The sequence below is a fragment of the Neisseria sp. Ec49-e6-T10 genome, assembly GCF_051132615.1.
In the GTDB taxonomy this organism is placed as follows: domain Bacteria; phylum Pseudomonadota; class Gammaproteobacteria; order Burkholderiales; family Neisseriaceae.
The window spans coordinates 1,872,031-1,898,563 of sequence record NZ_CP152375.1; the positions used below are offsets into that span (position 1 = coordinate 1,872,031).

At 36.5% G+C, this 26,533-nt stretch carries 30 protein-coding genes, 1 other RNA gene and 1 riboswitch; of the genes, 11 read left to right on the forward strand and 20 right to left on the reverse strand.

Features of this window, described 5'->3' with window-relative positions; translation table 11 throughout:
• Positions 1 to 230: 230 nt before the first annotated feature.
• From rplS to rpsP, 4 genes are read right to left on the reverse strand one after another with little or no spacing between them, the layout of a single operon-like run.
• Complete coding sequence (gene rplS / locus AADH04_RS09605; RefSeq protein ID WP_434777062.1) at positions 231 to 614, reverse strand: 50S ribosomal protein L19; 384 nt, start codon at positions 612 to 614, stop codon at positions 231 to 233.
• Positions 611 to 1,369, reverse strand: a complete 759-nt coding sequence (gene trmD, locus AADH04_RS09610) for a tRNA (guanosine(37)-N1)-methyltransferase TrmD (protein ID WP_434777063.1) — start codon at positions 1,367 to 1,369, stop codon at positions 611 to 613. Before trmD ends, rplS begins: the two co-directional genes overlap by 4 nt.
• Positions 1,369 to 1,875, reverse strand: a complete 507-nt coding sequence (gene rimM, locus AADH04_RS09615) for a ribosome maturation factor RimM (protein ID WP_434777064.1) — start codon at positions 1,873 to 1,875, stop codon at positions 1,369 to 1,371. Before rimM ends, trmD begins: the two co-directional genes overlap by 1 nt.
• 27 nt (positions 1,876 to 1,902) lie before the next feature.
• The gene (gene rpsP, locus AADH04_RS09620) at positions 1,903 to 2,154 is read right to left on the reverse strand and encodes a 30S ribosomal protein S16 (protein WP_434777065.1); all 252 of its coding nucleotides are present in this window, start codon (positions 2,152 to 2,154) and stop codon (positions 1,903 to 1,905) included.
• Between the two features lie 289 nt (positions 2,155 to 2,443).
• On the opposite strand from rpsP, the gene AADH04_RS09625 reads away from it, so the two are divergent.
• Positions 2,444 to 3,220, forward strand: a complete 777-nt coding sequence (locus AADH04_RS09625; RefSeq protein WP_434777066.1) for a hypothetical protein — start codon at positions 2,444 to 2,446, stop codon at positions 3,218 to 3,220.
• A gap of 24 nt (positions 3,221 to 3,244) precedes the next feature.
• Here AADH04_RS09625 and AADH04_RS09630 read toward each other — a convergent pair whose 3' ends face one another.
• Both AADH04_RS09630 and AADH04_RS09635 read right to left on the reverse strand, forming a co-directional pair.
• Positions 3,245 to 3,712 (reverse strand): copper chaperone PCu(A)C, encoded by a 468-nt coding sequence (locus tag AADH04_RS09630; protein ID WP_434777067.1) that lies wholly within the window; start codon positions 3,710 to 3,712, stop codon positions 3,245 to 3,247.
• Positions 3,713 to 3,743: 31 nt separating this feature from the next.
• Entirely contained in the window at positions 3,744 to 4,175 is a 432-nt protein-coding gene (locus tag AADH04_RS09635) for a diacylglycerol kinase (protein ID WP_434777068.1), read from the reverse strand.
• Between the two features lie 178 nt (positions 4,176 to 4,353).
• Here AADH04_RS09635 and argC point away from each other — a divergent pair, with 178 nt between their 5' ends.
• Entirely contained in the window at positions 4,354 to 5,406 is a 1,053-nt protein-coding gene (gene argC / locus AADH04_RS09640) for an N-acetyl-gamma-glutamyl-phosphate reductase (protein WP_434777069.1), read from the forward strand.
• Positions 5,407 to 5,437: 31 nt separating this feature from the next.
• Positions 5,438 to 5,773 (forward strand): iron-sulfur cluster insertion protein ErpA, encoded by a 336-nt coding sequence (erpA, locus tag AADH04_RS09645; protein WP_434777070.1) that lies wholly within the window; start codon positions 5,438 to 5,440, stop codon positions 5,771 to 5,773.
• A gap of 52 nt (positions 5,774 to 5,825) precedes the next feature.
• Here the strand turns inward: erpA and AADH04_RS09650 are convergent, their stop codons facing one another.
• The 4 genes from AADH04_RS09650 to dapC form a co-directional block, all read right to left on the reverse strand.
• Complete coding sequence (locus AADH04_RS09650; RefSeq protein WP_434777071.1) at positions 5,826 to 6,572, reverse strand: cysteine peptidase family C39 domain-containing protein; 747 nt, start codon at positions 6,570 to 6,572, stop codon at positions 5,826 to 5,828.
• Between the two features lie 77 nt (positions 6,573 to 6,649).
• A complete protein-coding gene (locus tag AADH04_RS09655) occupies positions 6,650 to 7,417 on the reverse strand; it encodes a DODA-type extradiol aromatic ring-opening family dioxygenase (protein ID WP_434777072.1) in 768 nt (255 codons plus the stop codon).
• A 104-nt stretch (positions 7,418 to 7,521) separates the two neighbouring features.
• A complete protein-coding gene (locus AADH04_RS09660) occupies positions 7,522 to 8,103 on the reverse strand; it encodes a TMEM165/GDT1 family protein (protein WP_434777073.1) in 582 nt (193 codons plus the stop codon).
• Positions 8,104 to 8,194: 91 nt separating this feature from the next.
• Positions 8,195 to 8,294: riboswitch (yybP-ykoY riboswitch) on the reverse strand.
• Between the two features lie 97 nt (positions 8,295 to 8,391).
• Positions 8,392 to 9,576, reverse strand: a complete 1,185-nt coding sequence (gene dapC / locus AADH04_RS09665) for a succinyldiaminopimelate transaminase (RefSeq protein ID WP_434777074.1) — start codon at positions 9,574 to 9,576, stop codon at positions 8,392 to 8,394.
• A gap of 137 nt (positions 9,577 to 9,713) precedes the next feature.
• Between dapC and ssrA the strand changes: the two genes are divergently transcribed.
• Positions 9,714 to 10,076: a transfer-messenger RNA gene (gene ssrA, locus AADH04_RS09670) on the forward strand.
• A 241-nt stretch (positions 10,077 to 10,317) separates the two neighbouring features.
• Here ssrA and AADH04_RS09675 read toward each other — a convergent pair.
• Positions 10,318 to 11,103 (reverse strand): TonB family protein, encoded by a 786-nt coding sequence (locus tag AADH04_RS09675; RefSeq protein ID WP_434777075.1) that lies wholly within the window; start codon positions 11,101 to 11,103, stop codon positions 10,318 to 10,320.
• Positions 11,104 to 11,310: 207 nt separating this feature from the next.
• Here AADH04_RS09675 and AADH04_RS09680 point away from each other — a divergent pair, with 207 nt between their 5' ends.
• Together AADH04_RS09680 and AADH04_RS09685 are read left to right on the forward strand one after the other, a co-directional pair.
• Complete coding sequence (locus AADH04_RS09680; RefSeq protein WP_434777076.1) at positions 11,311 to 11,874, forward strand: DUF2975 domain-containing protein; 564 nt, start codon at positions 11,311 to 11,313, stop codon at positions 11,872 to 11,874.
• A 6-nt stretch (positions 11,875 to 11,880) separates the two neighbouring features.
• A complete protein-coding gene (locus tag AADH04_RS09685) occupies positions 11,881 to 12,096 on the forward strand; it encodes a helix-turn-helix domain-containing protein (protein WP_434777077.1) in 216 nt (71 codons plus the stop codon).
• 66 nt (positions 12,097 to 12,162) lie between these two features.
• Here the strand turns inward: AADH04_RS09685 and AADH04_RS09690 are convergent, their stop codons facing one another.
• The 5 genes from AADH04_RS09690 to AADH04_RS09710 all read right to left on the reverse strand — a co-directional run bounded on the left by AADH04_RS09690 (position 12,163) and on the right by AADH04_RS09710 (position 16,918).
• Entirely contained in the window at positions 12,163 to 12,537 is a 375-nt protein-coding gene (locus AADH04_RS09690; protein WP_434777078.1) for a DUF1090 domain-containing protein, read from the reverse strand.
• 312 nt (positions 12,538 to 12,849) lie between these two features.
• Positions 12,850 to 14,211, reverse strand: a complete 1,362-nt coding sequence (locus AADH04_RS09695) for an MFS transporter (protein WP_434777079.1) — start codon at positions 14,209 to 14,211, stop codon at positions 12,850 to 12,852.
• Positions 14,212 to 14,248: 37 nt separating this feature from the next.
• Entirely contained in the window at positions 14,249 to 15,595 is a 1,347-nt protein-coding gene (locus AADH04_RS09700; RefSeq protein WP_434777080.1) for an amidase, read from the reverse strand.
• Between the two features lie 5 nt (positions 15,596 to 15,600).
• Positions 15,601 to 16,278, reverse strand: coding sequence for a DUF2848 domain-containing protein (locus AADH04_RS09705; protein ID WP_434777081.1), 678 nt, complete (start codon positions 16,276 to 16,278; stop codon positions 15,601 to 15,603).
• 13 nt (positions 16,279 to 16,291) lie between these two features.
• Positions 16,292 to 16,918, reverse strand: a complete 627-nt coding sequence (locus AADH04_RS09710; RefSeq protein ID WP_434777082.1) for a GntR family transcriptional regulator — start codon at positions 16,916 to 16,918, stop codon at positions 16,292 to 16,294.
• 217 nt (positions 16,919 to 17,135) lie between these two features.
• Between AADH04_RS09710 and arsC the strand changes: the two genes are divergently transcribed.
• The 3 genes from arsC (at position 17,136) to sstT (ending at position 19,269) form a co-directional block, all read left to right on the forward strand.
• A complete protein-coding gene (arsC, locus tag AADH04_RS09715; RefSeq protein ID WP_434777083.1) occupies positions 17,136 to 17,498 on the forward strand; it encodes an arsenate reductase (glutaredoxin) in 363 nt (120 codons plus the stop codon).
• A 2-nt stretch (positions 17,499 to 17,500) separates the two neighbouring features.
• Positions 17,501 to 17,899: a YchJ family protein gene (locus AADH04_RS09720; RefSeq protein ID WP_434777084.1), complete on the forward strand. Its 399-nt coding sequence runs from the start codon at positions 17,501 to 17,503 to the stop codon at positions 17,897 to 17,899.
• Positions 17,900 to 18,030: 131 nt separating this feature from the next.
• Positions 18,031 to 19,269, forward strand: a complete 1,239-nt coding sequence (sstT, locus tag AADH04_RS09725; protein WP_434777085.1) for a serine/threonine transporter SstT — start codon at positions 18,031 to 18,033, stop codon at positions 19,267 to 19,269.
• A gap of 84 nt (positions 19,270 to 19,353) precedes the next feature.
• On the opposite strand, the gene AADH04_RS09730 is transcribed toward sstT, so the two are convergent.
• Entirely contained in the window at positions 19,354 to 20,157 is an 804-nt protein-coding gene (locus AADH04_RS09730) for a cytochrome C assembly family protein (protein ID WP_434777086.1), read from the reverse strand.
• A gap of 212 nt (positions 20,158 to 20,369) precedes the next feature.
• Here AADH04_RS09730 and ffh point away from each other — a divergent pair, with 212 nt between their 5' ends.
• Positions 20,370 to 21,728 (forward strand): signal recognition particle protein, encoded by a 1,359-nt coding sequence (gene ffh, locus AADH04_RS09735; RefSeq protein WP_434777087.1) that lies wholly within the window; start codon positions 20,370 to 20,372, stop codon positions 21,726 to 21,728.
• A 281-nt stretch (positions 21,729 to 22,009) separates the two neighbouring features.
• Here the strand turns inward: ffh and blaOXA are convergent, their stop codons facing one another.
• The gene (gene blaOXA / locus AADH04_RS09740) at positions 22,010 to 22,786 is read right to left on the reverse strand and encodes a class D beta-lactamase (RefSeq protein WP_434777088.1); all 777 of its coding nucleotides are present in this window, start codon (positions 22,784 to 22,786) and stop codon (positions 22,010 to 22,012) included.
• A gap of 377 nt (positions 22,787 to 23,163) precedes the next feature.
• Between blaOXA and AADH04_RS09745 the strand changes: the two genes are divergently transcribed.
• Positions 23,164 to 23,757: a hypothetical protein gene (locus tag AADH04_RS09745; protein WP_434777089.1), complete on the forward strand. Its 594-nt coding sequence runs from the start codon at positions 23,164 to 23,166 to the stop codon at positions 23,755 to 23,757.
• A 74-nt stretch (positions 23,758 to 23,831) separates the two neighbouring features.
• Here AADH04_RS09745 and AADH04_RS09750 read toward each other — a convergent pair whose 3' ends face one another.
• Both AADH04_RS09750 and AADH04_RS09755 read right to left on the reverse strand, forming a co-directional pair.
• A complete protein-coding gene (locus AADH04_RS09750; protein WP_434777090.1) occupies positions 23,832 to 25,184 on the reverse strand; it encodes an AmpG family muropeptide MFS transporter in 1,353 nt (450 codons plus the stop codon).
• A gap of 136 nt (positions 25,185 to 25,320) precedes the next feature.
• A complete protein-coding gene (locus AADH04_RS09755) occupies positions 25,321 to 26,523 on the reverse strand; it encodes an acetate kinase (RefSeq protein WP_434777091.1) in 1,203 nt (400 codons plus the stop codon).
• Positions 26,524 to 26,533: the final 10 nt, after the last annotated feature.

Consider the following 26,533-nt stretch of genomic DNA (forward strand, 5'->3'; position numbering starts at 1 on the left):
AGCATTGAGTTTGCTTGGCACAATAAACGGACACATTAAACAGAAATAGATGTTTTTTGAGTCAGGTTTTTAGGATTTGATTTATTGTTTTACTCGTTTTAGCCAGTTAAATTATACCTTAATTTAGGGGGCTTATTAATAATAAGTTGATTGGCTTTGGGTTTTGTTTGTGTGGTCTATAAAAAAAGCTGCTTAACTTTAAGCAGCTTTTTGAAAAACAAGATAACAATTTATGCTTTTGTTGTTGAAGCTTGTTTGCGAGCAGGTAATTTTTCTTTAATACGAGCACGTTTACCTGTTAAGCCACGTAGGTAGTATAGCTTCGCACGGCGAACATCACCACGACGTTTCACTTCAATTTTTGCAACTGTTGGTGCATATAATTGGAATGTACGCTCTACACCTTCACCAGAAGAAATTTTACGTACAATCACTGAACTGTTTAAACCACGATTACGACGTGCGATCACCACACCTTCGTAAGCTTGCAAACGTTCACGAGTACCCTCTTTTACACGTACATGTACCACAACTGTGTCACCAGGGGCAAAAGCTGGGATTTCTTTATTTAAGCGAGCAATTTCTTCTTGCTCTAGTTGTTCAATTAAATTCACTTTTTATGCTCCGTTTTATGGCTGTCTTGTTCCTCCTGAATTTTTTTCAGGAGCCCAGATGCCTCTTTTGTTAAATCAAGATCAGATAGTAAATCTGGCCTTTTGGTTACAGTGCGGCGTAATGATTGCTCTAGCCGCCACCGCTTAATCAAAGCATGGTTACCTGATAATAATACTTCAGGGACATCCATATTTTGAAAACTGGCTGGTCGTGTATAGTGAGGGTAATCCAATAAGCCTTGAGCAAAAGAATCTTGCTGCGCGGATAATTCATCACCTAACACACCAGGTTTGAGTCGTAGTATCGCATCTATCATGGTCATGGCGGGTAATTCACCACCAGATACAACGAAATCTCCTAATGAAATTTCTTCATCGACATAAGTCAATACACGCTCATCAATACCTTCATAACGCCCACAAAGGAAAATTAAACCACTCTCTTTACTTAGCCGTTTGGCTTGCGTATGTGAAAAAACCTTGCCTTGTGGACTAAGATAAAGCACTTTTGCTGGTTTGCTTTGTTGTGTTTGGGCATGTTCTATGGCTTTAATTAAAGGCTCTGCCATCATAACCATGCCTGGCCCACCACCAAAAGGGCGATCATCTATATAACCTAAAGGGTTATCAGTAAATTGGCGAGGATTAATGCAGTTAAACTGCCACAGTTTATTTTTTAACGCTCGACCAATGACACCTTGTTCTGTGATGGCACAAAACATTTCAGGGAACAAACTGATGGCTTGAATATGCATCAGTAATCAAGTCCCCAATCAACTAAAATAGTTTTATTTTCAGTGTTTACTTCATGTATATAGGCACCAACAAAAGGGATTAGTTTTTGTCCATGTTCACCATGAATAACCAATACATCATGTGCACCTGTTTGCATTAAATCAACGACTTGGCCCAAAATGATATTGTCTAAGGTACTTACTTGCATCCCAATTAAATCAGCCCAATAGTATTCACCTTCTTCTACCGGTGCAAATTCGCTTCTGGGTACAGCAATCGTAAAACCTTTTAAATTATGGGCAGCTTCCCTGTCATCAATGCCTGCTAGTTTGGCAACTAAGCCATCAGGCACAACTTTGCCTTCACTTAAAGTAAAGGCGGTAAATTCATTATTTTTGCCAAGATACCAAGTGTCAAAGTCAAGCAAACTATCGGCGTATTCTGTCTGTGCAGAAAGTTTGATCCAGCCTTTCACACCAAAGGCAGCCTTCACAAAGCCCATGTTGACTAGTTCAGAATCTGCCATATTTTATATCTTTAGAATTTATAAAATTTATGCAGCTTTTGCTGTGTGTTGTTTCACAACTTTTCTTACAGCATCGCTTACTTGTGCACCTTGTTTAACCCAATGGTCTAAACGGTCGGCACTAATGCGAACGCGCTCAACTTTTTCATTGGCGACAGGATTGTAAAAACCTAAGCGCTCAATAAAACGACCATCACGACGGTTGCGTGAATCAGTAACAACAATGTTGTAAAAAGGACGGTGTTTTGAACCACCACGTGACAAACGAATCACTACCATTTTTTATCCTTTGATAAATTTGATGTTCAAGTAAACCGCGTATTTTAGGTCATATTTCTTCCATTATGCAAGCTTTTATTTGTTTTTATTGTGAAAAATAGTATTGATATCTTAGATTAGGCCATTTATACAATAACAATGGTTCTCAAAATGTTTGTTTATCTTTATATCATTATGTTGGTTGTTCTAGTTAGGTTAAGAAATATTATGGCAGTTTTTTAGGATTTATTGCTTTTTTTAGAAAAAGATGAACACAATTGTGTTGGAGATTATAGAAAGTTAAAACATTATGATGAAAAAGGTAATGCTTATTTTATGTTGTATGCTCAGTCAAATGGCTTTAGCAAAATTAGTTGATAGTGACAATGTTGAATTGCCATCTGGTTCTACAGTTCAATTATTGGAGGTAGACAGTAAAAATGGTGCTTATAGGTTTAGGGGGCAGATAAAACTAAAGGGTTTATTAACAGCCGGCTGGGTCGCAAAATATGATATGGATGGACAAAGAGTAAAAGATCTAGAGTTACATTTTTATCCGCAAAGTGATCAAGTGGCTTTTTTACCTGCATTAAAACAAGATGATTATGAAAATGCAAAAAGCAGATTAATTATTGTAAATCGTTTAAATAAGGAAAATAAGCAGTTTGTCCAAGTTTTTTTTAATCATATTCCCAGTAATTTTTTTAAATATGAAGAAGGTGTGATTAAACAGCCTGCTATAGTTATTCTTGACGAATATACAACATATGTTGAATGTGATAGTCGATATTATGAGGCAAAATTGGTTAGTATTGAAAAACTATTAAAAAATGATTTGCCTTTGGTTAAAAAGAGTGGCTGTTCTACACAATATGCAATTGATGTTTATACAACATATGCAAAAGATGGTTTTGTGAATTTAAGAACAGAACCTAAAAAATGTTCAAAAGTGGTGATGCAATTAGCAAATGATAAGCTTTTAGAAAAAATTTACACTTCTGATAACTGGTTTTATGTGCAACTATTTGAGAAACCAGAAGTGAAAGGATATGTACATAAAAGTCAAGTTGTTGAAATAGACTATTGAAATTATTATTTATATAGATGGATTTTAATGATTCATATGTGATGTTTGTTGACCATTATCGACTAAAACCGTTATTGTTTGATCAGGGGTGTTTTTGAATTTTAATGTTACCTCAAAGGTATCTCCTAATTTTAGTGGAGAAGTAACATCAAATAACATAATGTGCAAGCCCCCAGGTTTTAAGCTGGTTGTTGTCCCATGAACTAAGGGAATGCCTCCTTTAACTTCTCGCATACGCATGACACCATTATCATCAATATGGGTATGCAACTCTACTTTTTTTGCTCTGTTTGTTTGTGCACCAATAAGTACATCATCTGTATGGTTAACTTTTATGTCCATAAACACGGCTCCTGTTTTGACAGAAGGTGCAGTGACTCTACTCCAAGCCTGATTGATGACAATATTTGGTATTCTTTTTGCAAAGGCTACAGAGCTATTTAATAAGCAGATAAAACAGAGTAATTTAATCAACTGATGTATATTACGCATGGGTGTTTCTCCTTAAATAGAATGAATTTTTTTATTGTGCAAACCAGTTACTCCATGGCGTATCGCGTAAAAGTGCACATATCCATAAAATAACCAGAATTATTAAACCCAGTAGTTGAGCGGCTGAAGCTGTATCCTTTGCTCGTTTTGCTAAAGGATGGTGTTTTAATGAAGTGTGATCAACTGCTGCTTCAATAGAGGTGTTGAATAACTCTATGATTAGAGTGCCAATGGAGGCGGCGATTAAAATACCCTTTGTTAGCCAACCAAAATTCAGAACAAAAATCAAAATAATCAAAACAAAATTAACGTAAATTAATTGCCGAAAACCTTGTTCTTCAAATGCTGCACGAAGGCCAGCCAGAGAAAATGACCAAGCATTGATGATACGTTTGAGCCCTGTTTTGCCCTTGTATGGGCTATTATTATGTTCGGGTTCATGGTGATGATGACTATGATTCATTATTGATGCATCCTATTGTCGCCATAAGAAAATGATAAAATGATCAAGATTTTAGCACAGACCAATGTAGGCAATAGAGACTTTTTGTTCTCGCTTGTATTACAATAGCCTTAATCAAGCATAAACTATATTGGATGCAGCAAAGTGTGTTTTGTTTTTTTTGAATTAAGGCAAAAATATGATGGCAGAGTCTAAAATAAAAGTGGGTATTGTTGGTGCCACAGGTTATACAGGTGTGGAGCTTCTTCGGTTATTGGCGCAACACCCTTCCGTACAGGTACAAGCAGTAACATCTCGCCAAGAAGTAGGTAAAAAAGTGAGTGACTTATTCGCTAATTTAAGAGGCGTATATGATTTGGTTTTTTGTGCACCTGAAAATGCTTGTTTAGATCAATGTGATGTGGTCTTTTTTGCGACACCTAATGGTGTGGCCATGAAGGAAGCACCTGCTTTATTAGAAAAGGGTGTCAGGGTTATTGATTTATCGGCAGACTATCGGATTAAAGATGTTTCCTTATGGTCTATTTGGTATAAAATGACGCATGAGAGCGCCAATTGGGTCGAACAAGCAGTATATGGTTTGCCTGAATTATACAAAGAGCAAATTAAAACAGCACAATTGGTTGCCAATCCTGGCTGCTATCCAACTGCAGTTACATTAGGCCTGTTACCTTTGTTGGTGAATGGTCTTATAGATACAAAGCAAGCTTTAATTGCTGATTGTAAATCAGGTGTTTCTGGTGCTGGCCGTAAAGGTGAAATTGGCTCATTATTATGTGAAGCGGGTGATAACTTTAAAGCTTATGCTGTAGCAGGACATAGACATTTACCCGAAATCAAACAAACATTATCTGTATATATGAAACAAGAAGATTTAAATTTTGTGTTTGTGCCACATTTGACACCTATGATTCGAGGCATGCAGGCCAATTTGTATGTACAGTTAACTGAGCCTATTTCATCAATTGAAACATTTTATCGTGATTTTTATGTTGATCACTCCTGTGTGGATGTGTTACCAGAGGGTGTTTTCCCAGAAACTCGATCTGTGAGAGGTGCAAATTTGTGTCGAATAGGCTTGCAAAAAGCACCAGAAAGTACCATATTAGTGATTATGTCGGTAATTGATAACTTGGTTAAAGGTGCATCTGGGCAGGCTATTCAAAATATGAATGTGATGTTTGGCTTTCCAGAAAATACCGGATTAACGAATGTTGCCTTACTACCATAAGGTGATGAATTAATATTTAAGGAGCACACACATGAGCGAAGGCCCTATTGTTTTTACTGAAAGCTGTTGCACAAAAGTAAAAGATTTAATTGCAGAAGAGAATAATCCAGAACTCAAATTAAGAGTATTTGTAACTGGTGGTGGTTGTTCTGGTTTCCAATATGGATTTACTTTTGATGAAATTGCCAATGATGATGATTTTGCAATTGAAAAAGAAGGTTTAACGTTTTTGGTTGATCCAATGAGCTACCAATATTTGGTTGGTGCTGAAATTGACTATACTGAAAGTTTACATGGTTCTCAATTTGTTATTCGTAACCCAAATGCTACAACAACCTGTGGTTGTGGATCGTCTTTTTCTGTTTAAAATGAGTTGAATAAAAAAGCGACCTCAATAGGGTCGTTTTTTTATTCAAACATTATCTAGCAGATTTTTCTATATGTAACACAAAACCATTGTAGACATATCTTTGTTTAAATTCTTCTGTTGTTAGGTGATGCAAACCATCAAGCGAGTCAGCAATCGTGTACGTGTCACCATTGTGGCCAAGTAAAGTGATAAAGTGCCCTATACGTCCAAGTTTTACACCAATAATAGAAGGTGTGGGCACCTTGCCTAATTCGGGTTCATGTAAAAAGCGATATTGATACCCCTGTTGATGGGCATAACGGGCTAAGTACCAGTTTTCTGTTCCTGTAGATGAAGAGAATGCTTGTTTTGCTATATTGGCTTCAGTATCTACTGTGCCATAACCCTTCAAAATGGTTGCTAAAGAAGATGGGCCACAGGTTGATGGCGTTGTTTGTAATGCAATACCTTTGAACCACTGATGACCAATAGTGTGTTGTGGAAGCGGTCTAATCAATGGCTTAATAAAAGGAATGCTTGTATAAAACAAAGTAATAAGCAAGCAGAGTATTAATCTGCTGATGTGCCTTGGCTTAGAATGGTTGCAGTGGTTGGCTAAATAGCTACTGAGTGCGCCAGTAAAGGGTGAGAAGAATACAATGAATAATTCTGTATAGGGTGTCGCTCTAAATTGGGCATAAAGTGGGTTTGCACCAATTGCATCAGAAAGATAGGCTACAGGAATGCTGAGGCTAAGTAATGCAAAAATAAAACTGACAATAAGATAAAGGTATTTATTTGATACGGAATGAATCATATTAAAAAATCTGTTGGAACCGAAAAATAGCACCAAACAGAGTAATAAACTGATATAAAAATTAGGATTTACCATGATTAATCAAAACGCCAACAGGCCATAGATAAAGTTGCGTATTCTATATCATCATGTAGTTTTATTGGTTGTTGATTGGGGGTACTCGCACCTAGTGCAACAAATAAAGGTAAAAAGTGCTCATTTGTTGGATGGTTTTTGTGTGCGAAAGGCGCTTCTTGTTCGTAGTTCACCAAAGCTTGGTGATCTTGTGCCAATAATTTTTCATCTGCCCATGTTATAAAATCGGTAATCCAAGAAGGGGTGGGTTCTTGATGACTTAATGTCCTTAAATTATGGGTATAACCACCACTGCCAATGATAAGCACATTTTTTTCTCGCCAAGAACGAAGTTGTTCTCCTAAAGTGAAATGCCATAAAGGATTTTCATCAGCATTAAGTGAAATGGAAATAATCGGAATATTGGCTTGAGGATACATCAACATTAAAACAGTCCATATACCATGATCAATACCTTGTTGTATGACTGTTGGGTTGAAGCCAGATCGCTGTAATTGATGAAATAAAATATCGCTTAGTTCAGTTTGTACAGGAATAGGATAATTCAAATGGTAGAGCTGTTCAGGAAAGCCATAAAAATCATTAATTAATACTGGTTGTGGTTCTGTATTTAAACATAAGCCATGTGTTTGCCAATGAGCAGAAACAATAATAATGGCATCTGGTTGTGTTAATGTTTGTCCAAGTTGCTTTAAAAATAAATGTGTTGAGCTAGATTCCAATACAATCATGGGAGAACCATGAGAAATAAATAAAGCAGGTTGTGACATAATAAACACTCCTTAATATCTTAAGCCATTATTGTGTTGTGAGTAGTATATCGCTTGTTACAAAGGTTAACCAGATGCCACTTGATGTTGAGATAAATTTAAATTCAAGAAACGTCTAAGCCAATATAAGGGCCAAATAAGGCCAGTAGACCTAAAACAGCAAAAATAGCTGCAGCACAATAGCGCACTAATTTAAAAGGAAATTTTGGTGAGGCAATTTTACCTAAAATAACCGCAGGAATATCGGCAATTAACATACCTAAAGTCGTTCCCGCTATCACCCAGAACAATGCTTGAAATTGTGCTGCCAACCCAATAGTCACAACTTGTGTTTTATCCCCCATTTCAGCCAGAAAAAAGGCGATACATGTTGTCATAAAAACCCCATAAGGACTGGTTTTTGGTTGTTCATCCTCATCCATTTCATCTGGCTTAAGTGTCCAAAAAGCCATAATAATAAAAAAGATACCCATCACCCATCTTAAAATATCATGAGGAATTTGGTTACCAATAAAGTGTCCAACAAAACCTGCTAAAGCATGGTTTAGTAATGTTGCACAGAGAATACCCAAAATAATAGGCACAGGTTTTTTAAAACGTGCAGCTAAAATAAGTGCCAATAATTGTGTTTTATCACCAATTTCACCTAAAGTGATGGCAATGGTTGAAATTAAGAAAGCTTCCATAATAATAAGGAGGCTGGGTAGAAACAAAGACAATGATACCAGTATTCTACCCAGCCTCAGGTAAGTCAATACTTGTATCAAAGGTCTTGCCAAACTGTTATTTAAGACAGTCAGATACACCATAACCTAAATGGTTAAGTATGTTGATGTATCTCATTTATGAAATGAGGCTACTCCCCAATGAGTGGGGCGTACTGTACACAAAAATAAATAGTAATGCAAGGCAAAAACCAGATTTAATTTTCTATAAATAATTGAAATTAATTTGATTTTTTTGATTTAAATTATTTATTTTATTATTTGAACAATACGTTTTGCAGCCTCAACACATTCCTCTAGTGGCGCAACAAGGGCAATACGTACATAGCCTTTACCAGCATTGCCTAACGGTGTATCCCGAGCCAAAAAACTACCTGGCAAAACTTGCACTGAGGCTTCTTGCCACAGCTTTTGTGTAAAGGCCAAATCATCTTGTTCTGGCACCTTTAGCCATATATAAAATGAAGCATCTGGCCGTGATATGGTGTATTTGCTCTGTAATATAGGCAAAACAGTATTAAATTTTTCTTGATACAGTTGACGATTTTCTTCAACATGTTTTTCGTCTGACCAAGCGGCAATACTGGCATATTGTGTGGGTAGACTCATGGCACTGCCATGGTATGTTCGATAAAGTAAAAACTGCTTGATCAGTTGTTCATCACCTGCAACAAAGCCAGAACGTAAACCTGGCACATTGGAGCGTTTTGATAAGCTGGTGAACATCATTAAGTTTTGCCAAGAGCGTCCCAGTTCTTTTGCTGCTTGTAAGCAACCGATGGGTGCTTCTTCAAAATAAATTTCAGAATAGCATTCATCAGAAGCAATCACAAAGTGGTATTGATCTTGTAAAGCAAAAAGCTTTTGCCAATCAAATTTTTGCATCACTGATCCGGCAGGATTATTTGGTGAGCAAACAAAAACTAATTGTGTTCTTGTCCAAATACCTTCGGGTACTTCATCCCAGCTAGGCATAAAATCGGGGGCCAAGCAATTTACATAAAATGTATCGGCTCCAGCTAAAAAAGCAGCGCCTTCATAAATTTGATAAAAAGGGTTGGGGCTAATAATAATCGGTTTAGTTTGTTTGTTTTGTTCAGCATGAATGATTGTTTGTACAAAAGCAAACAAAGCTTCACGACTGCCATTGGTTGGCAAAATTTGTGTATTGGGACATACATCAATTTGATATCTATTTTTAAGCCATGTGGCACAGGTTTGGCGCAATGATTCAAGTCCTAAAGTGGCGGGATATTGCGCTAAAGTAGATAAATTTTTGGTCAATGCATCTGTAATCAATTGAGGCGTGGGGTGTTTGGGTTCACCTATTTGTAAATTGATGGGGGCTAAGCCAGCTTTAGGTTGGCAAGAAGACATTAAGGCGCGTAATCGTTCGAATGGGTAAGGTTGTAAGCGGGACAGTAATGAATTCACAATAGCTCCTAAGCAAAATAACAATAAGCAAATTAGCCTAAGATTTTAGCATTAAATAAAATACTTTTTGTGTAAATTACCGAAATGCCTAGCCAAAATAGTCATAAAGCACTAAAATGGTTACCTACAGTTCTTTTGGGGGCGACCTTGGTTTCGACGGGGGTTGCAAAGCAGAAGAGGGCATACCGGGATCTCAGTTACCCCGTAAAACACTGAAATTATATAGTCGCAAACGACGAAACTTACGCTTTAGCTGCTTAAGCTAAACGCTGCAACGGTTGGCCTATGGGCCGTGTGGGGTAACTCACAGCAGTGTCATTTTACATAGGCTGGTTCTAAGTTGGGTTGCTTAATTTAGAATAAGACTTAAGGCAACTGGTTCAATATAAGCCTGTCGGTTGGCGTGTATTGGATAAGAATTCTAAATGAATCAGACTAAGTATGTAGAACTCTCTGTAGAGGATTTCCGGACGCGGGTTCGATCCCCGCCGCCTCCACCAAAATTTAAAATAACCCCAAATTTTTGGGGTTATTTTTTATCCAAAAAACTTAATTAACCAATTGATATATGGAAAGATTTAATTAAAATATATATTCGTGGTTTAAATTTATATGTTTTTTAAACCTTTATTTATGAGATTCACACAGTTATTGTCGGCAATATTATAGGTTAAATTAAAATATATATTGTAGTAACCAATGAATCTTAGAATCTTAATACACAGTATCAGGAGGCTGGTTTTATTGTATTAGTTTAAATGTAATGGGGATGCGTATTGTTTCTGAAATAGGCTTTCCGTTTTTTATCTCTGGGTTAAATTTGCTCTTTAATACAGCATTCTTTGCTGCATAGTCTAAGTCTTTGTCGCCACTACTTTTATAGATAAAAGCAGTTGTCACATCTCCTTGAGTACTGATTGTTGCTTGGATCAACACAGTACCTTCAATGCCAAGCTCTAATGCGCGAGAAGGGTATTCAAGTTTGATCGATGCCCGTTTGAGCGATGCTTTGTCTGATTGAAATTGATTTGCCCATTCCCATGGAGGAATTGGATTGGAAATAGACCACAATCCATACTTAGCCTGTTTGGCTTCTTCTTGTGCTAATTGGTATTCTTGATTTTGTCTATCATTTGATACTCTGTCATACCAAGCGTTTCCATAAAGGATCATGTGTAGGTTAACAGAGACAGCAACAGGACGAAACCCTATCTGATATTCGGTATCTGGATAACCTGAAAAATTATAAACAGTACCCAAAACAGAATGTTGCCCTGTTTTTGCAACTTCAATAAAAACATTTTTACCAAGGATGAGCTCCTCTAATTCTTTTTGTGCTTCAGCACCATAGGGTTGCTTCAGATCAGGTGCGATCAATTGATCCAATTGAACCGTAATTAAATTTTTTGGTTCAATTTGACAAATAAAAGAGTGACCATTGATTATATCGGTTACTTTGCATTCTATTGTTGTTTGCGCGTGGGTAAATGAAGCGAAAAATATTAAAGTAAAGAATAATGTTTTCATAAGTTATTTTAACATAATGATTTTATAGATTGGTTTTTGCTTGTTATATGTTTAATTGGGGGACGAAGCCATAAAATGAATGGGTTATATGATATGAAGAATATCAAAAATAAAATATTATTGTTAAAAGCTAAAAAATTATTGTAAAACGATAATTTATAAGATATGATGTTTTCCAAATAAATAACTTTAAGAAAGGTTAAATATATGAAAACGTTAAATATTGCACATGCTAGCCAACGTATGGCAATGGTGACCTTGTTTTTAATTGGTGCAATGTTGCTTTTAAATACGCTCAGTTGGTTCTTGCCTATTTTGGCTTCGGTTGAAGGTGGGTATGGTTTGAGTTTTTCTTTAACAGATCGGTTGATTTCAGGTTTCGATGTGAATATATTGGCTTTCCCATGGTGGCAAAAAATCGGTGGGGTGGTCTTATCCAGTATTCCATTATTGATATTGGCAAACGGTTTGTATCAATTATATTTATTGTTTCAAAACTTCAGTCAAGGACAGTATTTTTCAGTTACATCTGCCAATTATTTAGGTAAAGTTGGGCGTTCAGTGATGTTATGGGTTGTTTTGGATTTTCTCTGTGAACCACTGTTGAGTATGTGGATGACCATTAACGCCGCTTCTGGTGATCATCTGATCACATTGAGTATTACCGCTTCATCTCTTGTTGCTTTATTTCTTGCTGGGTGTATTACCATTATTGCCCATATTTTGCGCCAAGCGTCTATTATTGAGCATGAAAATAAACAGTTTATTTAGGATAAAATGATGTCAATTGAAATACAACTGGATGTTATGTTGGCAAAACGTAAGGTGAAGTCTAAAGATTTGGCGTTACAGGTTGGTATTACTGAACAAAATTTATCTTTATTAAAACAAGGAAAAGTGAAAGGGATACGTTTTTCGACACTTGAGGCAATCTGTCAGTATTTAGATTGTCAGCCAGGAGATCTATTAGTGTTTCACCCAGAGTCAGAATAATTGATTATTTAATAAAGAGGGCAGCATAAGAATATGCCCCCTCTTTATTAAAATTAAATGTTAGATTTAAACCCTTGCTTTTGCTTCTGCTAATTCAGTCAACGCTTTTTGTAGTTTTCTTTCTCTTTTGGCAATTTTTTGTGCGTCTCCTCTTGCTTTTGCTTCTTTTAGCTCACGTTCCGCTTTTGATACTTTGAACTCTTTTTCTTTGACTTTTTCTTGTCTTTTTGCTTTTAAACCCTCATCGGTACAATAGGCTTTAACATCAGCAAGTGCTTTATTTAAACCAGCAATACGGTAGGTATTATTATGGGTTTTTGCGTAAGAAATCTCGGTTTCTATGGCTTTTTGTTTTTCCGCACAAGATAAACCTTTTGCAGATACAGTCATTGATAATGATAGTGCAATGATGCTTAAAATAAATTTACTTTTTGTGTTCATGGGTATGTTTCCTTTTTTTGTTTAAATAAAAGTATTTGATGGACGTATGTTATCAAGTAAATATTAAGCAAATATTAAATTCAAATTATTTTATTGTGATATAAGCGCTGGTATAGAAAAAAAGAGTTTTTGATACTGCTAAAAGGTTAGCTCAACCCAGATATTTTTTGCATAAGTTTAATTATATTTGAATAAGCAATTTGTGGAATATTTTGTGCCTGTTAGATGATTTATGAAGATAATTTTTCTATAGTATAAAAGTTGATGTTTACCCAGAGAGTTTAAATACTCTCTGGGTAAGGTAAGGTAAGGTTAAATAGCTGAATTTTTGCTTATTTCATTAAATGAAGTAGTTTCTTTTTCCTGCTTTTGTTCTTTAATCAAACACACAATCAGTACACACGCAATCATTTCCAACATGGCCACAAAAAATAGGCCGCTGGATAAACTACCAGTAGTATCTTTTAAAAAACCAATCATATAAGGCGCCACAAATCCAGCTAAATTACCAACTGAATTGATTAGAGCTATGCCTCCAGCCGCAGCAGTACCAGCTAAGAATAATGTTGGTAAAGACCAAAAAACGGGGAAAGCAGCCAAGATACCTGCTGAAGCAATAGTTAATGAGAACATCGCTAAATAAATATTATCCATAAATAAGCCTGTTGCAAATAGACCAATACCTGCAATCAACGCTGCAAACGCACAGTGGTAGCGACGCTCTCCTGTTTTATCTGAATGGGCACCATTGAAAAGCATGGCAATTGTGCCCACAATAAAGGGGATAGCGGATACTAGACCGATCATTAAATTATTGTTAATGCCTAGTGATTTCACTACAGAAGGGGTCCAAAATGCGATTGTGGCATTGCCACTAACAATACAAAAATAAATGGCTGTGCAGTACCAAACTTTCTTTTGGGTAAAAATACTTTTGAGTGAAGAGTGTTTAGTTGGATCTTTACCTTCTTTGGCAATTTCTGCTGTAATAAATTGTTGTTCTTTTTGATTTAAAAATTTTGCATTTGCTGGTTTTTCGGGTAAATAAAGCAAGACAAAAATACCTGCAATCACAGAAGGAATACCTTCAATGATAAATAACCACTGCCAGTTAGCATGTCCACCAATACCACCTACCATCGTTTCCATAATAAAGCCCGCAATCGGGCCACCAACAACACCTGCAATGGCAAATGATGTCATAAACATGCCATTGATTTTCGCGCGTTGTTTTGCGGGAAACCAATAGGTTAGGTATAAAACCACCCCAGGGAAAAAGCCTGCTTCAAAAACCCCCAATAAAAATCTTAATGTATAAAAAATCATTTCAGAGTGGGCATAAGCCATACCAATTGAGGTAATCCCCCATAAAATAGTAATTCGTGCGAGGGTTAGGCGGGCTCCGATTTTTTCCAATAATAAATTACTGGGTACTTCAAATAAGAAGTAACCAATGAAAAAAATCCCTGCCCCAAAACCGTATACGGCTTCACTAAATTTTAAATCTTCCAGCATAGCCAGCTTGGCAAAGCCTACATTCACGCGGTCAATCCAAGCCAAGACAAATAAAAACACCAAAAAGGGGATTAAACGCCATGTGACTTTACGAAATATCTCTTTTTGTTCTTTTGTACTCAGTTGTTCTGAGTTATTTTGATTTGTTAGAACAGTCATAATAAATTTTTCCTTTGTTTTGAAACCAGATATTGAATTACAAATTAATAAGGCACCTTTCTATTAATTTTGAAATATGAATAATTTTTTGGTCATGGTTGTATAAGCCCGCAACAGATAAACCAACAGGTAATTGATTTGGCGAATGGCAAGGAAGGCTTAAGGCACAGCCATTTAAGAAGTTCATCACGGTTGTATTGCGTAGAGCCAGTGCATTCGTAGCAAAGAACAGCTCTTCGCTTTGTTCTAGTGGAGCCAAAAGAGGGGGTACTATCGCAACAGTTGGGTAAAGCCACGCATCGTATTGAGCCAGTTTTCCAGTTGCCTGTTTGATTAAATTTTTTCGAGCAAGTTGAATCGCTAAATAATCTGCCGCACTGATTACTTCGCCTCGGGTAATACGCTTAGCCACACGAGGGTCATATAGTGGTTGTTGTTCTGCATTTTGAAGATATTGTCGATGAATAAACCAAGACTCAGCAGCAGTTAATCCTCCTGCATGATTTATTTTAGGGATATCATAAAGTTCTTGAAAAGAAATTTTTTCAATAACTGCCCCAGAAGCTTTTAATTTATCCAAAGCCGAATGATACGCTTGCTGTACTGTTTCGTCTGCGTCATCTAATACATAATCATCGGTAATGGCAAACCTAAGTTGGTTTAAAGCTGAATAACTTTGAGTATGCTCTTGACCAGATAAAATAGAATCAACAAGTGCACAATCTTCTACTGAACGAGTGATTGCTCCAACTGTATCAAATGAATAAGATAAAGGAAAAGCGCCAGTTGTCGTAATGCGTCCGCAACTTGGTTTAAAACCGACTAATCCACAAAAAGCTGCAGGAATCCTTAAGGAACCTCCTGTGTCAGAACCCAAGGCAGCAACCGCATGGCCTAGAGCAACCGATACAGCACCACCAGAAGTTGATCCCCCTGCAATGCGGGTAAAGTTATCTGCATAAGTAGGGGTACCATAGTGGGGGTTTAAGCCTAAACCAGAAAAGGCAAATTCGCTCATATTGGTTCGACCAATCATGACGGCACCAGCTTGCCTGAGTTTTTGTATCACAGGCGCATCTATTTTTGCTGGTGTATGAGACTTGAATAAAACCGAACCTGCTGTGCTTACTTGCCCTTTTACATCAAATAAATCTTTAATGCTAACAGGTAGCCCCGCTAAACTTGAAGGAACAAAACCACTGGCACGATTTTTATCTACCGCAATGGCACTATTTAAGGCTAATTGCGGGTCAACCGAAACATAAGCTGTGCCACCATTGGCTTGGTAGTGTTCAATTTTTGCCAATTTTTGCTCAATCAGTTGCTCAGAGCCATTGAGTCGATGTTGTAGTTGTTCTTGTTGCTTGGTTATGGTCAAAGTCATGACTTTTACTCCACCATATCTAGAACAGTCACACTGTAGTGGTGTAATAGGCTGCGATTTAAAATAGGGTCATGTAACTCAAAGTGAAATTCATCACCATGAGCAATTTCTGTTAATACTGCTTGAGTGCCACAGAACATAGCAGTGTTTGTTGGGAAAACATCAGATTGTGTGAGTTTATGAATCAATTGAGGGATTGGCAGTAAACTGGCGGTTTGTCCTTCTTGATAGAGTTCTTTTTGCCCATTAATGGTTCGATAGGAACGCATAATCAATTCATCCCAATGATCTGCTACTTCAGCGTATAGCCAAACATTTTGACTGACAGGTTTGCTGCACATTTGTTTGGAGACTGCAACACTGTAGCTTTCTACTTTACGGTCAGTATGGTCTGAGCCGATACCCACTAATAATCCTTGGTCACTGTTGATTAAAACACATTCCACTTCACCAGATGAATTTTTTTCAATCACCTGCATATTTTGGTCTGTTGCTAATAAATGAGCAGATACTTGATAAAAACAAGGCACTGAGTTTGGGCGTTTGACCCCAATTTCCTCTAATTCTTTAATGTGTTCTTCTATGGCCTCAATGTTTCTGCCTGCCCAACCAGCGATGATTAATCGGTTAATTTCTACAGTTGAATGACCTTGTCCTACAATATTAAATTTCAGATGATTCATGATTTTCTCTCTTTCAGATGCTTTGGATAATAGAGTGTTTAAAGTTATTAATATGTGCCCGTATTGCATTGGTGGCTTCGGATAAATCTCTATTCTTGATTGCCTTTAAAATACGCAGATGTTCGTGGTAAATATTTTCACTGTGTTGTTGATCCGATAAAGTGATGAACCAAAAACGAGCTTGCATTTCATGTAATCGTTCCAACAGTTCTGCCAAAATTTTATTTTTAGCTGCAGTAGAAATGGCTTTGTGAAACTGCAAATCCAGTTTCATTAGTTCTTCAGTGTTTTGTTGCGATAAATAATATTCAGTTTGATTGATGATATCGTTCATTTGTGCAATATCTTCTTTAGTGGCATGTTCTACTGCTAATGAGGCACAAAGCACTTCATTGGCAACCCGCACTTCAATAATGTCGATAATTTGATTCAGCGAAATAGGGGTAACCAATACACCTTTTCTGGGCAAAATGGTCAACATGCCTTCTTGTGCCAAGCGGTGAATCGCTTGGTGAATAGGAGTTCTACCTAGTTGTAATTGATTGATCAGGTCTTGCTCGATCAATGGCTGTCCCGGTGAAAACTCACACGTAATGATTTTATGTTTGATTAAACTGTAAGCTTGGTCAGTTAAACTCAATTTATTTTTTCCTATCTAATATATTAGTGATATATCACAGAGGAGAAATTAATACAGCCTAGGTGAAAAAGCAAATTTTATTGTGGAAAATAAATTTATTATTTTGATTTTAAATGTAAAAAATATTTTATGGATTAAAGATAAAGCCAATTAATGAGAAACTGCACATGGGCTGGTACAATAAATAGAGTAAATTAAATTTTGAAAGGAAATTTTTATGTCTGCGCAAAAGGTACAGATTTACCACAACCCGCGTTGTTCAAAAAGCCGCGAAACATTGGCATTATTACAAGCAAATAACATTCAGCCACAAATTGTTTTGTATTTGGATAATCCACCAGATCATTCAGCCTTGCAGCAGTTGTTGATAAAATTGGGGTTTCAGTCAGCAAGGCAATTAATGCGTACTAAAGAAGATTTATATAAAGAGCTTAAATTAGATGATCAAACATTAACTCAGACTCAATTAATTGACGCTATGGTTCAGAATCCCAAGTTAATTGAACGCCCTATTGTGGTTGTTAATGATCAAGCCAGAATAGGACGACCACCAGAACAAGTTTTAGAAATTGTTGCATAATAATGGCTAAAACATTAAAAAATACTTTTTGTTTTTGTGGTTCAACAAAAATATATGAGCAGTGTTGTGCACCTTTTCATTTTGGGCTTAAAAATGCACAGACAGCAGAAGAGCTTATGCGTTCAAGATACAGTGCTTATGTGCAAAAATTGGATCAATATATCCAAAAAACTTGGCATCCAAGCAGCAGACCTGTTGTTATAGAAAATGCTGAACCACATTTAAAATGGTTAGGGCTAACCATAGTGCAAACATATAGCTGTTCTGACACAGAAGCATATGTTGAGTTTGTCGCTTGTTATCGTGTTGGTGGTGGGCCAGCACAAAAAATGCAAGAGTTAAGTCGGTTTGTGTATGAGCAAGAACAATGGTTTTATATTGATGGCTCTTTTGTCGAGTAATGTTTTGCCGTATTGAGTCAACTTTTTTGAATGATATGAAAATCTACTGATATATTGATTAATGTTGTGTTTTGCCACTGTTAAATAGCTTATAATATTAAAACAGAAAATAACTTATAAGTGGCAGTTATATGCAAGAGAATCAAACAAATTTATTTCATCGTTTTATCCTTCAAGGTAATTTGGTTAAGCGAATTCTTATTGGGTTAATCGCAGGTATTGCTTTAGCTTTTCTTTCAAATACAGTAGCTCAAGCAGTTGGTTTATTAGGGGTGTTATTTGTCAGTGCTTTAAAAGCAGTTGCGCCTGTGTTGGTTTTATTCTTGGTGATGGCTTCTATTATGAATCATAAATCAGGTCAAAAAACCAATATGCGTCCCATACTATTTTTATATTTATTGGGTACTTTTGTTGCAGCGTTAACAGCTGTGGTCATGAGTTTTATATTTCCGTCTAAGTTGACTTTGGTTCAAAATACAGTTGAAATGGCTGCACCAACTGGTGTGATTGAGGTTTTAAAAAGCCTGTTGATGAATATTGTGTCTAACCCAGTTGACGCTTTAATTAATGCTAATTACATTGGTATTTTGGTGTGGGCCGTAGGTTTAGGGTTGGCATTAAAACACAGTTCAGAACCTACAAAGAATGTCATTAATGATGTTTCTTCTGCGATTGTATTGATTGTTCAAGTAGTGATTCGTTTTGCGCCATTAGGGATTTTTGGTTTGGTGGCATCTACCTTGGCAACAACAGGGTTCCAAGCACTTGTACAATATACACATTTGTTGGCAGTACTTATTGGCTGTATGATCTTGGTTGCTTTGGTATTAAATCCTTTGATTGTATTGTGGAAAACTCATAAAAACCCGTATCCTCTGGTTTGGGCTTGTTTGCGAGAAAGTGGTGTTACGGCATTTATGACCAGAAGCTCAGCTGCCAATATCCCTGTCAATATGGAATTGTGTAAGAAAATGAATTTAAGTGAAGATACTTACTCTGTCTCTATTCCTCTCGGGGCAACCATTAATATGGCGGGTGCAGCCATTACCATTACAGTTTTGACTTTAGCCGCTGCGCATACCTTAAATATACAGGTTGATTTATTAACCGCATTTTTGCTCAGTATTATGGCTGCCGTTTGTGCTTGTGGTGCATCGGGTGTTGCAGGTGGGTCATTGTTATTGATTCCAATGGCTTGTAGTATGTTGGGGATTCACAATGATATTGCGATGCAGGTTGTTGCCGTTGGTTTTATCATTGGTGTTTTACAGGATTCAGCAGAAACAGCTTTAAACTCTTCTTCTGATGTTCTATTCACCGCTGCGGTATGTCAGGCTGAAGAAGCGAAAGCTGCCAAAGCATCTAAATAAATAACGATTTACACCAAACGTATCAAAAAATTAAAGAGGCACGCTTTTAAGCTGCCTCTTTATTGTTGATGCTGCTTAGGTTTATTAACGGTGTAAAATAAATTCTAAAACAAATTTACTGCCCATATAAGCGAGCATTAAAAAAACAAAGCCAATTAAAACAAAGCGAGAAGCCGTCTTTCCGCGCCAATGGTATTTAACTCGACCAAAAAGTAAAGCTGCATAAGTTAACCACGAAATTATGCCAAATACTGCTTTATGTGACCATTTTATTGGATGTCCAAACACATGTTCAGAAAATAAAGCACCACTTAATACCGATAACGTTAATAACGCAAAACCCACCCAAATCATTTGAAACATAATTTTTTCAAGGCTGAGTAAAGGGGGTAAAAAACGAATCAAAGTTGAGTTTTTTCTGTGATGTAAATCATAACTTAAACGCCATAACAGTAATGCCAGTAAAGCGGCAATACCAAAAAGACTGTAAGCCAAAATAGATACAACAATATGCACTAAGAATGGTAGATTGTCATGTAAATAGGCAATAGGGGTACCAGGGAAGAAGTAGCTGATTAACAAGGTAATGACAGTTAAAGGAAATAACAATAGCTGTAAGCCTTGTAGTTTTAAAAAGAAGCTGGAAAACCAGTACCAGATCAACATAATCCATGTAATCAGGTTCAACGCGCTGCTAAAACCCAATAAAAGACGTTGATTGTGCATTAAGTGTTGCCAAACCCATACAGTTTGAAGAACCAAAGTAATGCCTAAAATGCAGTGTTCCTTTGTCAGTGGGTAAGCGTGGGTCGATTTTTTTTGCCAAAAATAAACGACATAGGCACTTAAACCTGTATATATTCCCAACAAAACTAAGAATAAACCCATATTATCTCTCACTGTTTCTGTCAAAAACGGCACTATCGTGTAAAATAGTGTTTTTTATATAAACTGTATTTTAATAAAGCTCTTACGAAGTGTACATGGATTCGTTTAATATTTCGATAACTATTATCGTTATCTTTACAGTTTAAAATAAATAAACGAACAATTTAAAAAGAGGCTTTGCAAAAATTCAGTCATGATTTTGGGAAAAGTATATGTTAGATAATTTATCCAGTCGCTTGGGGCAAATGGTCAAAACCATGCGTGGGCAGGCCCGTTTGTCAGAAGACAATATCCAAGAGGCTTTGCGTGAAGTACGTATGGCATTATTAGAGGCCGATGTCGCCCTGTCTGTGGTAAAAGATTTCATTGCAAAAGTCAAAGAAAAGGCAATGGGACAAGAAGTTATTGGTAGTTTGACACCTGGTCAAGCCTTTATTGGTGTGGTCAATGATGCGTTAACCGAATTAATGGGGACACAAAATGATGCCCTAAATTTGGCAGCAGTGCCGCCTGCCGTTATTTTAATGGCTGGTTTGCAAGGTGCAGGTAAAACAACGACTGTGGGCAAATTGTCTCGTTTGCTTAAAAATGACGAAAAGAAAAAAGTCTTGGTGGTTTCTGCTGACGTTTACCGCCCTGCTGCGATTGAACAGTTAAAATTATTGGCAACCCAAATTGGTGTGGAGTTCTTTGCTTCAGATGTGTCACAAAAACCAGTTGATATTGTACTTGCCGCTAAAGATTATGCAAAAAAACACTTCTTTGATGTTTTAATGGTGGACACTGCTGGTCGTTTGGCTATTGATGAAGCCATGATGGCAGAAATCAAAGCTATTCATGCTGCGGTTGACCCAGTTGAGACGTTGTTTGTGGTTGACTCTATGCAAGGGCAAGATGCGGTTAATACAGCAAAAGCGTTTGATGAAGCATTGCCGCTAACAGGTGTTGTGTTAACTAAGATGGACGGCGATGCACGTGGTGGTGCTGCATTGTCTGTGCGCCATGTCACAGGTAAACCCATTAAATTTATTGGTGTGGGTGAAAAAGTAGATGGCTTAGAGCCTTTCCATCCAGACCGATTAGCTAACCGAATTTTAGGGATGGGGGACGTATTAAGCCTGATTGAAGATGTTCAAAAAGGGATTGACCAGGAAAGTGCCGCAAAAATGGCACGCAAGTTACATAAAGGCAAAAAATTTGATCTAGATGACTTTATGTTACAAATTCAGCAAATGAAAAATATGGGGGGCATTGAGTCACTTATGGCGAAAATGCCTGGTGATATTGCTGCAATGGCAAAAGCGGTACCAGAAGGCACAGCAGAAAAAGCCATTAAACGCACAGAGGGGATCATTAACGCAATGACCCCACAAGAGCGCCGTAAACCTGAATTAATTAAAGCCAGCCGTAAACGTCGAATTGCTATGGGCTCAGGTGTCTCTGTGCAAGAAGTCAACCGTATGTTAAGCCAGTTTGAACAATCACAAAAAATGATGAAACAGTTCTCTCGTGGTGGTATGGGCAAAATGTTGAAAATGGCACAAGGGTTAAAAGGAATCATTCCTAAGTAACTGTGTGTCAATAAAAAGGCTGCTTTATTTAAGCAGCCTTTTTTTGCTATAAAACGATCAGGAAACAATTTTTAGGGGATGTTAAACATTGGAACTGGTCAATGGAAATACAACCATCAATCAATATCCGTTGATAAAGCGCGTAAAGTAGAGGCAAGCTCAAAATAATGGTTCTTTTCTTCTACTTTTGGTACATATTAAATATAACAGTAATCATAAGAATGTTGCGCTTAATGAATTGATTGCTTGTTATAAAATGGTTTTTAAAATACCTGTTTTCATCAATCTAATATTTTTTGTGCTTTTAGATAATTATAGGTAATCGTTTTACGGCATGTTAAAAAATCGGGGTTTTTCTGCGGTTTGTCTTGAGTCAAGCGAGTAGCAAAAAAATAGGTGTTGTCTTTTTTCTCGATATAACCAACCCACCAACCAATATCTTGAGTCTTTGTTACGCCCCAACCTGTTTTTGCTCTTAAGGTGTATTGGTTATTTTGCTCCTCAATGATGAGTTTTTTAACAATAGAATAAGTGCGTTTTGAAAACGGTAAAGTTTCCTGATGAAGTGCTGTCAAAAATTCAATTTGCTGTTTGGGAGAAATCTGTAAACTGCTGTCTAGCCAAAATCGATTGATATTATTAGAAAATTTTTCATTACCATAATGTAATTTTTTTAAATAATATTGGTATTTTTTTGTGCCGATTTTTTGAGCCAAACGTTGATAAAACCACACGGTTGAGTTTTTATAGGCAATACTTAAATTATTGTCTTGATTCCATGCTTCATATTCCCGTTTTTTTCCATCCCAAGGTAATGTCTCGTTTTCATCTTTCACAATATGTTCTTCTAAGGCAATGGCAGAGTTTGGAATTTTAAAGGTTGAAGCAGGAACAGTTGTTTTAAGTGCATCAGTTGGGTCAGAAAAAAACCAACGATTGTGTTTTAAATCATAAATGGTCACACTACCTGTTACATGACAATCAGAAAAATAATCTGCATGGCTATAAGTGTTTAAAAAAAGTGACAGAATAGTGGGTATTAAAAAGTATTTTTTCATAAGATTTGTTCCATTATTATTTTAAAATTTTGTTATTTAAATATTTTGATTTATCTTTGGTTGTTTATGCTACGATGATATGATTAATTTAATATTATTTTGGGTGGTAAAAGCATAAAATGCAAAATCGTTCTTTTTTATTATTATTTTTGATTATAAGCTGTTTCATCCATTTTGTTTTAATTCTATGTAAACCATTTGAATTATTCTTTATGATTTCCTATTCCTCTAAATTGGACTATCTCTATGGACACTTACTTTATTCAGTAGATCCTTTTTTCTGGTTGTTTATTTATGCTTTATGTACCACATTTATTTTTTATACAAAAAAATTGAAAAAAACAGGTATATATATTCAGTACATCGGCTGTATTTTTATGCCACTTGTCGCATTACTGTTGGCGGATATACTCAAAGAATCTTTAATGAATCAAACTATTGATATTAAAAATATTAATTTATTATTATCTATGTATATGGATAATTATCTTTGGGGATTAACTTTACTGTTATTTTTATCCATAATCATTGTAGAAAGGTGGTTTGGAGAATATTCAAATGGGCAGCCTCATCCTAGTCAAATCATACTAAATATACCTTTTATATTTAACCAATTTTCAAATCTGTTGTTTAATCAACATCAGTCGTATAAACAAAAACGGAAGATATTTTTTAAAAGTATATTTTGGAGTTTGTTGATCGGTATTCTTGTATTTTCTTTTCTCTTTGGTTTTCCCATATTAGGTACAGTTATGGCAAGAAAGGTACTTGCTTTAACTGGATGTGAACCCGCATTTGATGGTATTCCAGCATGTTTTAACCATGGCTTTATCCAATCTCGGTTTGGCCCTCTATCGATTTGGCTTGCCGCTTTTGCTACTCCTTTTGTATTTTTATTTCAATTTGCTGATATATTGTTTATTTGGTCATTTTTAATTATTTTTTTTGGTGTGCTGGCATTTAAAAAATAAACATATCTACATAAAATGCTTGAAGATATATCGTCAAAAAGTTGGTCTTTATTTCTTTAGCAAAATTGTGTATGTTAGTTAAAGGTGGTTTTGTTTTTTTCGCCATGCCATGGTGCGACCCAATGTAATAAAATCATACCAGGGAAGGCCAAAATAAAACACAGCCAAAAGAAGCTGGTGTAACCGAGCATTTCAATTAAATAACCCGTTGTTGAGTTAATAAATGTACGGGGTACCGCAGATAAACTGGTAAATAAAGCCAATTGCGTGGCGGTAAAAGCAGGGTTAGTCTCCCGAGCCATAAATGCCACAAATGCAGCCGTGCCCAAACCCACACCCACAGCTTCAGCACCAATCACAACAGCTAAGGCGATGCGCTCGTAAGAACCAATCGTCGCAAATGTGCCATGATCAGCCAACCAAACAAATCCCAATATAGTGACTACTTGCACCACCCCAAAAAGCCATAGTGCTTTGTTGATGCCCATTCTGAGCATCCAAATGCCCCCTAAAATGCCAGAAATAACCGCAGGCCATAGCCCAGCATTTTTGGCAATGACACCAATGTCTGATTTGCTGAATCCCATATCCATATAAAAGGGGGTCGCCAGTGCTGTTGACATGCTGTCGCCTAATTTATATAAGAAAATAAACAATAAAATCAGTAGGGCAGAACGCACACCTTTACGGCTAAAAAACTCAACAAATGGTTCAATAAAACTTTGTCTAAATGTTTTAGGGGCTTTGGTGTTTAAAGGGGGCTCTTTTGCCAGACACAAGGTCATGAATACGCCTGGTAACATAAATAAAGCCGTGACTAAGAATACTGTTGACCAAGGGAAGTGATCCGCTAAAATTAATGATAAAGAACCTGGTATTAAACTGGCGATACGGTAGGCATTCACATGAATTGAATTACCTAACCCTAATTCCTGATCAGTTAATATTTCTCTTCTAAATGCATCTAAAACAATATCTTGGCTGGCAGAGAAAAAAGCCACACCTAAGCAAATTAAAGAAATTTTGCTTAAATCTTCTTGTGGTGAAAAAAATGAAAAGGTGGCTATAAGTACCAATAACACCACTTGTGTGATAAACATCCAGCCCCTACGCCTGCCAAGGAAAGGGGGGATAATTTTATCCATTAATGGCGACCACAAAAATTTCCATGTAAAAGGCAGTTGAATTAAAGCAAATAAACCAATCGCTTTTAAGTCAATACTTTCAGAACGTAGCCATGCAGGAATTAAATTAATCAATAAATATAAAGGCAAGCCAGAAGTAAAGCCCGTAAAAATACAAATGAGCATGCTTCGGGTAAAAATTTGTTGGTACCATGGTTTTTTGGTTGGATTTTGTTTTACCGTTGTATCCGACATAAGGGAGCTGTTTGGTGCTTGATAAGGGCTTTGCTTGTTTTCAGACATAAATTATAGACGGATCAAAAGTGAATAAAACGCGACCATATTACCTTAATTCAGTTCGGTCGTGTCAGGTTTGCTCTTTATTCAGCATAATAAAAATATCAGGCTGATTTTCAGCCTGATATTTTGGTTCAATCAATTAAATGGCAATGTTCAATACGCTAACAGTATCTTGTGCAATCATTAATTCTTCATTGGTATTCACAACCAATGCCAATGGTGCAGTACTGCTGGTAATGACCCCAGCCTTACCTCGGCAAGTTTCATTATTGGCATTTTCATCCAATTTTAAGCCTAAGAAACTTAAATGATTAATGACTCTGGCACGCATAGAAGCAGAGTTTTCACCAATACCACCAGTGAAGACTAAAGCATCTAAACGACCTAATGGCACCACATAACCTGCAATGTATTTAGCCAAGCGGTAAGCAAAAACCTCTAAAGCTAATTGAGCGTTACGGTTACCATTTTCAGCAGCTTCTTCAACTTCACGGCAGTCGTTGCTTAATTCAGATAAACCTAATAAACCACTTTCTTTATTCAATAAGTTATTAATGGCAGAAATATCCATTTTTAACTCTTGATTTAGGTAAGAAAATAAACCTGGGTCAATGTCACCAGAACGAGTACCCATGACCAAACCTTCTAAAGGTGTTAAGCCCATAGAGGTATCCATACATTTGCCATTTAAAATAGAAGCAACTGAAGCACCATTACCCAAATGAGCAACCACTAAAGCAAAATTGTTCTCGTCTTTGTTAAGCATTTTTGCTGCTTCTTTAGCAACAAAGCGATAACTTGTGCCATGGAAACCATAACGGCGAACATGGTTTTCACGATATAGTTTCATCGGTACAGCATACAAATAAGCATGTTCAGGCATAGTTTGGTGGAATGAAGTGTCAAAAACCCCAACATTTTTTAAAGAAGGAAATGCTTTTTGTGCTGCTCTTACTCCTAAAATATTAGCAGGGTTATGTAATGGCGCTAGATTAGAACACGCTTCAACAGTTTTGAGCACTTCATCGTTGATTTCAACAGAAGCTTTAAATGCTTCGCCTCCATGTACCAAACGATGACCAATTGCAGTGACTTTTTCAAATAAACCCAGTGCTTTTAGTTTTTCTAAAATACTTTCTAGTGCACCAGTGTGATCATTTGTGGTTAAAAAACGGGTTTCTTTATGGCCGTCAAACTTAAAAGTAACAGATGCATCTTGCAAATTTAATTTTTCGGCTAAACCTGATAGTACGTCTTTTTCTGTCTTTGGATCTATAACTGAGAATTTTACAGATGAACTACCGCAGTTAAGAACAAGAATCAGATTGTTACTATTAGACATTATAATGGTT

Bases quoted from the DNA above. Each gene is read 5' to 3' on its own strand.
- rimM (WP_434777064.1), bottom strand. From the start codon at position 1,875: ATGGCAGATTCTGAACTAGTCAACATGGGCTTTGTGAAGGCTGCCTTT.
- rpsP (WP_434777065.1), bottom strand. From the start codon at position 2,154: ATGGTAGTGATTCGTTTGTCACGTGGTGGTTCAAAACACCGTCCTTTT.
- AADH04_RS09650 (WP_434777071.1), bottom strand. From the start codon at position 6,572: ATGATTCATTCCGTATCAAATAAATACCTTTATCTTATTGTCAGTTTT.
- sstT (WP_434777085.1), top strand. From the start codon at position 18,031: ATGCAAGAGAATCAAACAAATTTATTTCATCGTTTTATCCTTCAAGGT.
- AADH04_RS09630 (WP_434777067.1), bottom strand. From the start codon at position 3,712: ATGCGTAATATACATCAGTTGATTAAATTACTCTGTTTTATCTGCTTA.
- argC (WP_434777069.1), top strand. From the start codon at position 4,354: ATGATGGCAGAGTCTAAAATAAAAGTGGGTATTGTTGGTGCCACAGGT.
- AADH04_RS09695 (WP_434777079.1), bottom strand. From the start codon at position 14,211: ATGACTGTTCTAACAAATCAAAATAACTCAGAACAACTGAGTACAAAA.
- AADH04_RS09685 (WP_434777077.1), top strand. From the start codon at position 11,881: ATGATGTCAATTGAAATACAACTGGATGTTATGTTGGCAAAACGTAAG.
- AADH04_RS09705 (WP_434777081.1), bottom strand. From the start codon at position 16,278: ATGAATCATCTGAAATTTAATATTGTAGGACAAGGTCATTCAACTGTA.
- AADH04_RS09745 (WP_434777089.1), top strand. From the start codon at position 23,164: ATGCCACTTGTCGCATTACTGTTGGCGGATATACTCAAAGAATCTTTA.
- trmD (WP_434777063.1), bottom strand. From the start codon at position 1,369: ATGCATATTCAAGCCATCAGTTTGTTCCCTGAAATGTTTTGTGCCATC.
- AADH04_RS09655 (WP_434777072.1), bottom strand. From the start codon at position 7,417: ATGTCACAACCTGCTTTATTTATTTCTCATGGTTCTCCCATGATTGTA.
- AADH04_RS09635 (WP_434777068.1), bottom strand. From the start codon at position 4,175: ATGAATCATAGTCATCATCACCATGAACCCGAACATAATAATAGCCCA.
- ffh (WP_434777087.1), top strand. From the start codon at position 20,370: ATGTTAGATAATTTATCCAGTCGCTTGGGGCAAATGGTCAAAACCATG.
- blaOXA (WP_434777088.1), bottom strand. From the start codon at position 22,786: ATGAAAAAATACTTTTTAATACCCACTATTCTGTCACTTTTTTTAAAC.
- AADH04_RS09730 (WP_434777086.1), bottom strand. From the start codon at position 20,157: ATGGGTTTATTCTTAGTTTTGTTGGGAATATATACAGGTTTAAGTGCC.
- AADH04_RS09625 (WP_434777066.1), top strand. From the start codon at position 2,444: ATGATGAAAAAGGTAATGCTTATTTTATGTTGTATGCTCAGTCAAATG.
- AADH04_RS09660 (WP_434777073.1), bottom strand. From the start codon at position 8,103: ATGGAAGCTTTCTTAATTTCAACCATTGCCATCACTTTAGGTGAAATT.
- AADH04_RS09680 (WP_434777076.1), top strand. From the start codon at position 11,311: ATGAAAACGTTAAATATTGCACATGCTAGCCAACGTATGGCAATGGTG.
- AADH04_RS09720 (WP_434777084.1), top strand. From the start codon at position 17,501: ATGGCTAAAACATTAAAAAATACTTTTTGTTTTTGTGGTTCAACAAAA.
- AADH04_RS09690 (WP_434777078.1), bottom strand. From the start codon at position 12,537: ATGAACACAAAAAGTAAATTTATTTTAAGCATCATTGCACTATCATTA.
- AADH04_RS09700 (WP_434777080.1), bottom strand. From the start codon at position 15,595: ATGACTTTGACCATAACCAAGCAACAAGAACAACTACAACATCGACTC.
- erpA (WP_434777070.1), top strand. From the start codon at position 5,438: ATGAGCGAAGGCCCTATTGTTTTTACTGAAAGCTGTTGCACAAAAGTA.
- AADH04_RS09755 (WP_434777091.1), bottom strand. From the start codon at position 26,523: ATGTCTAATAGTAACAATCTGATTCTTGTTCTTAACTGCGGTAGTTCA.
- AADH04_RS09675 (WP_434777075.1), bottom strand. From the start codon at position 11,103: ATGAAAACATTATTCTTTACTTTAATATTTTTCGCTTCATTTACCCAC.
- arsC (WP_434777083.1), top strand. From the start codon at position 17,136: ATGTCTGCGCAAAAGGTACAGATTTACCACAACCCGCGTTGTTCAAAA.
- AADH04_RS09750 (WP_434777090.1), bottom strand. From the start codon at position 25,184: ATGTCTGAAAACAAGCAAAGCCCTTATCAAGCACCAAACAGCTCCCTT.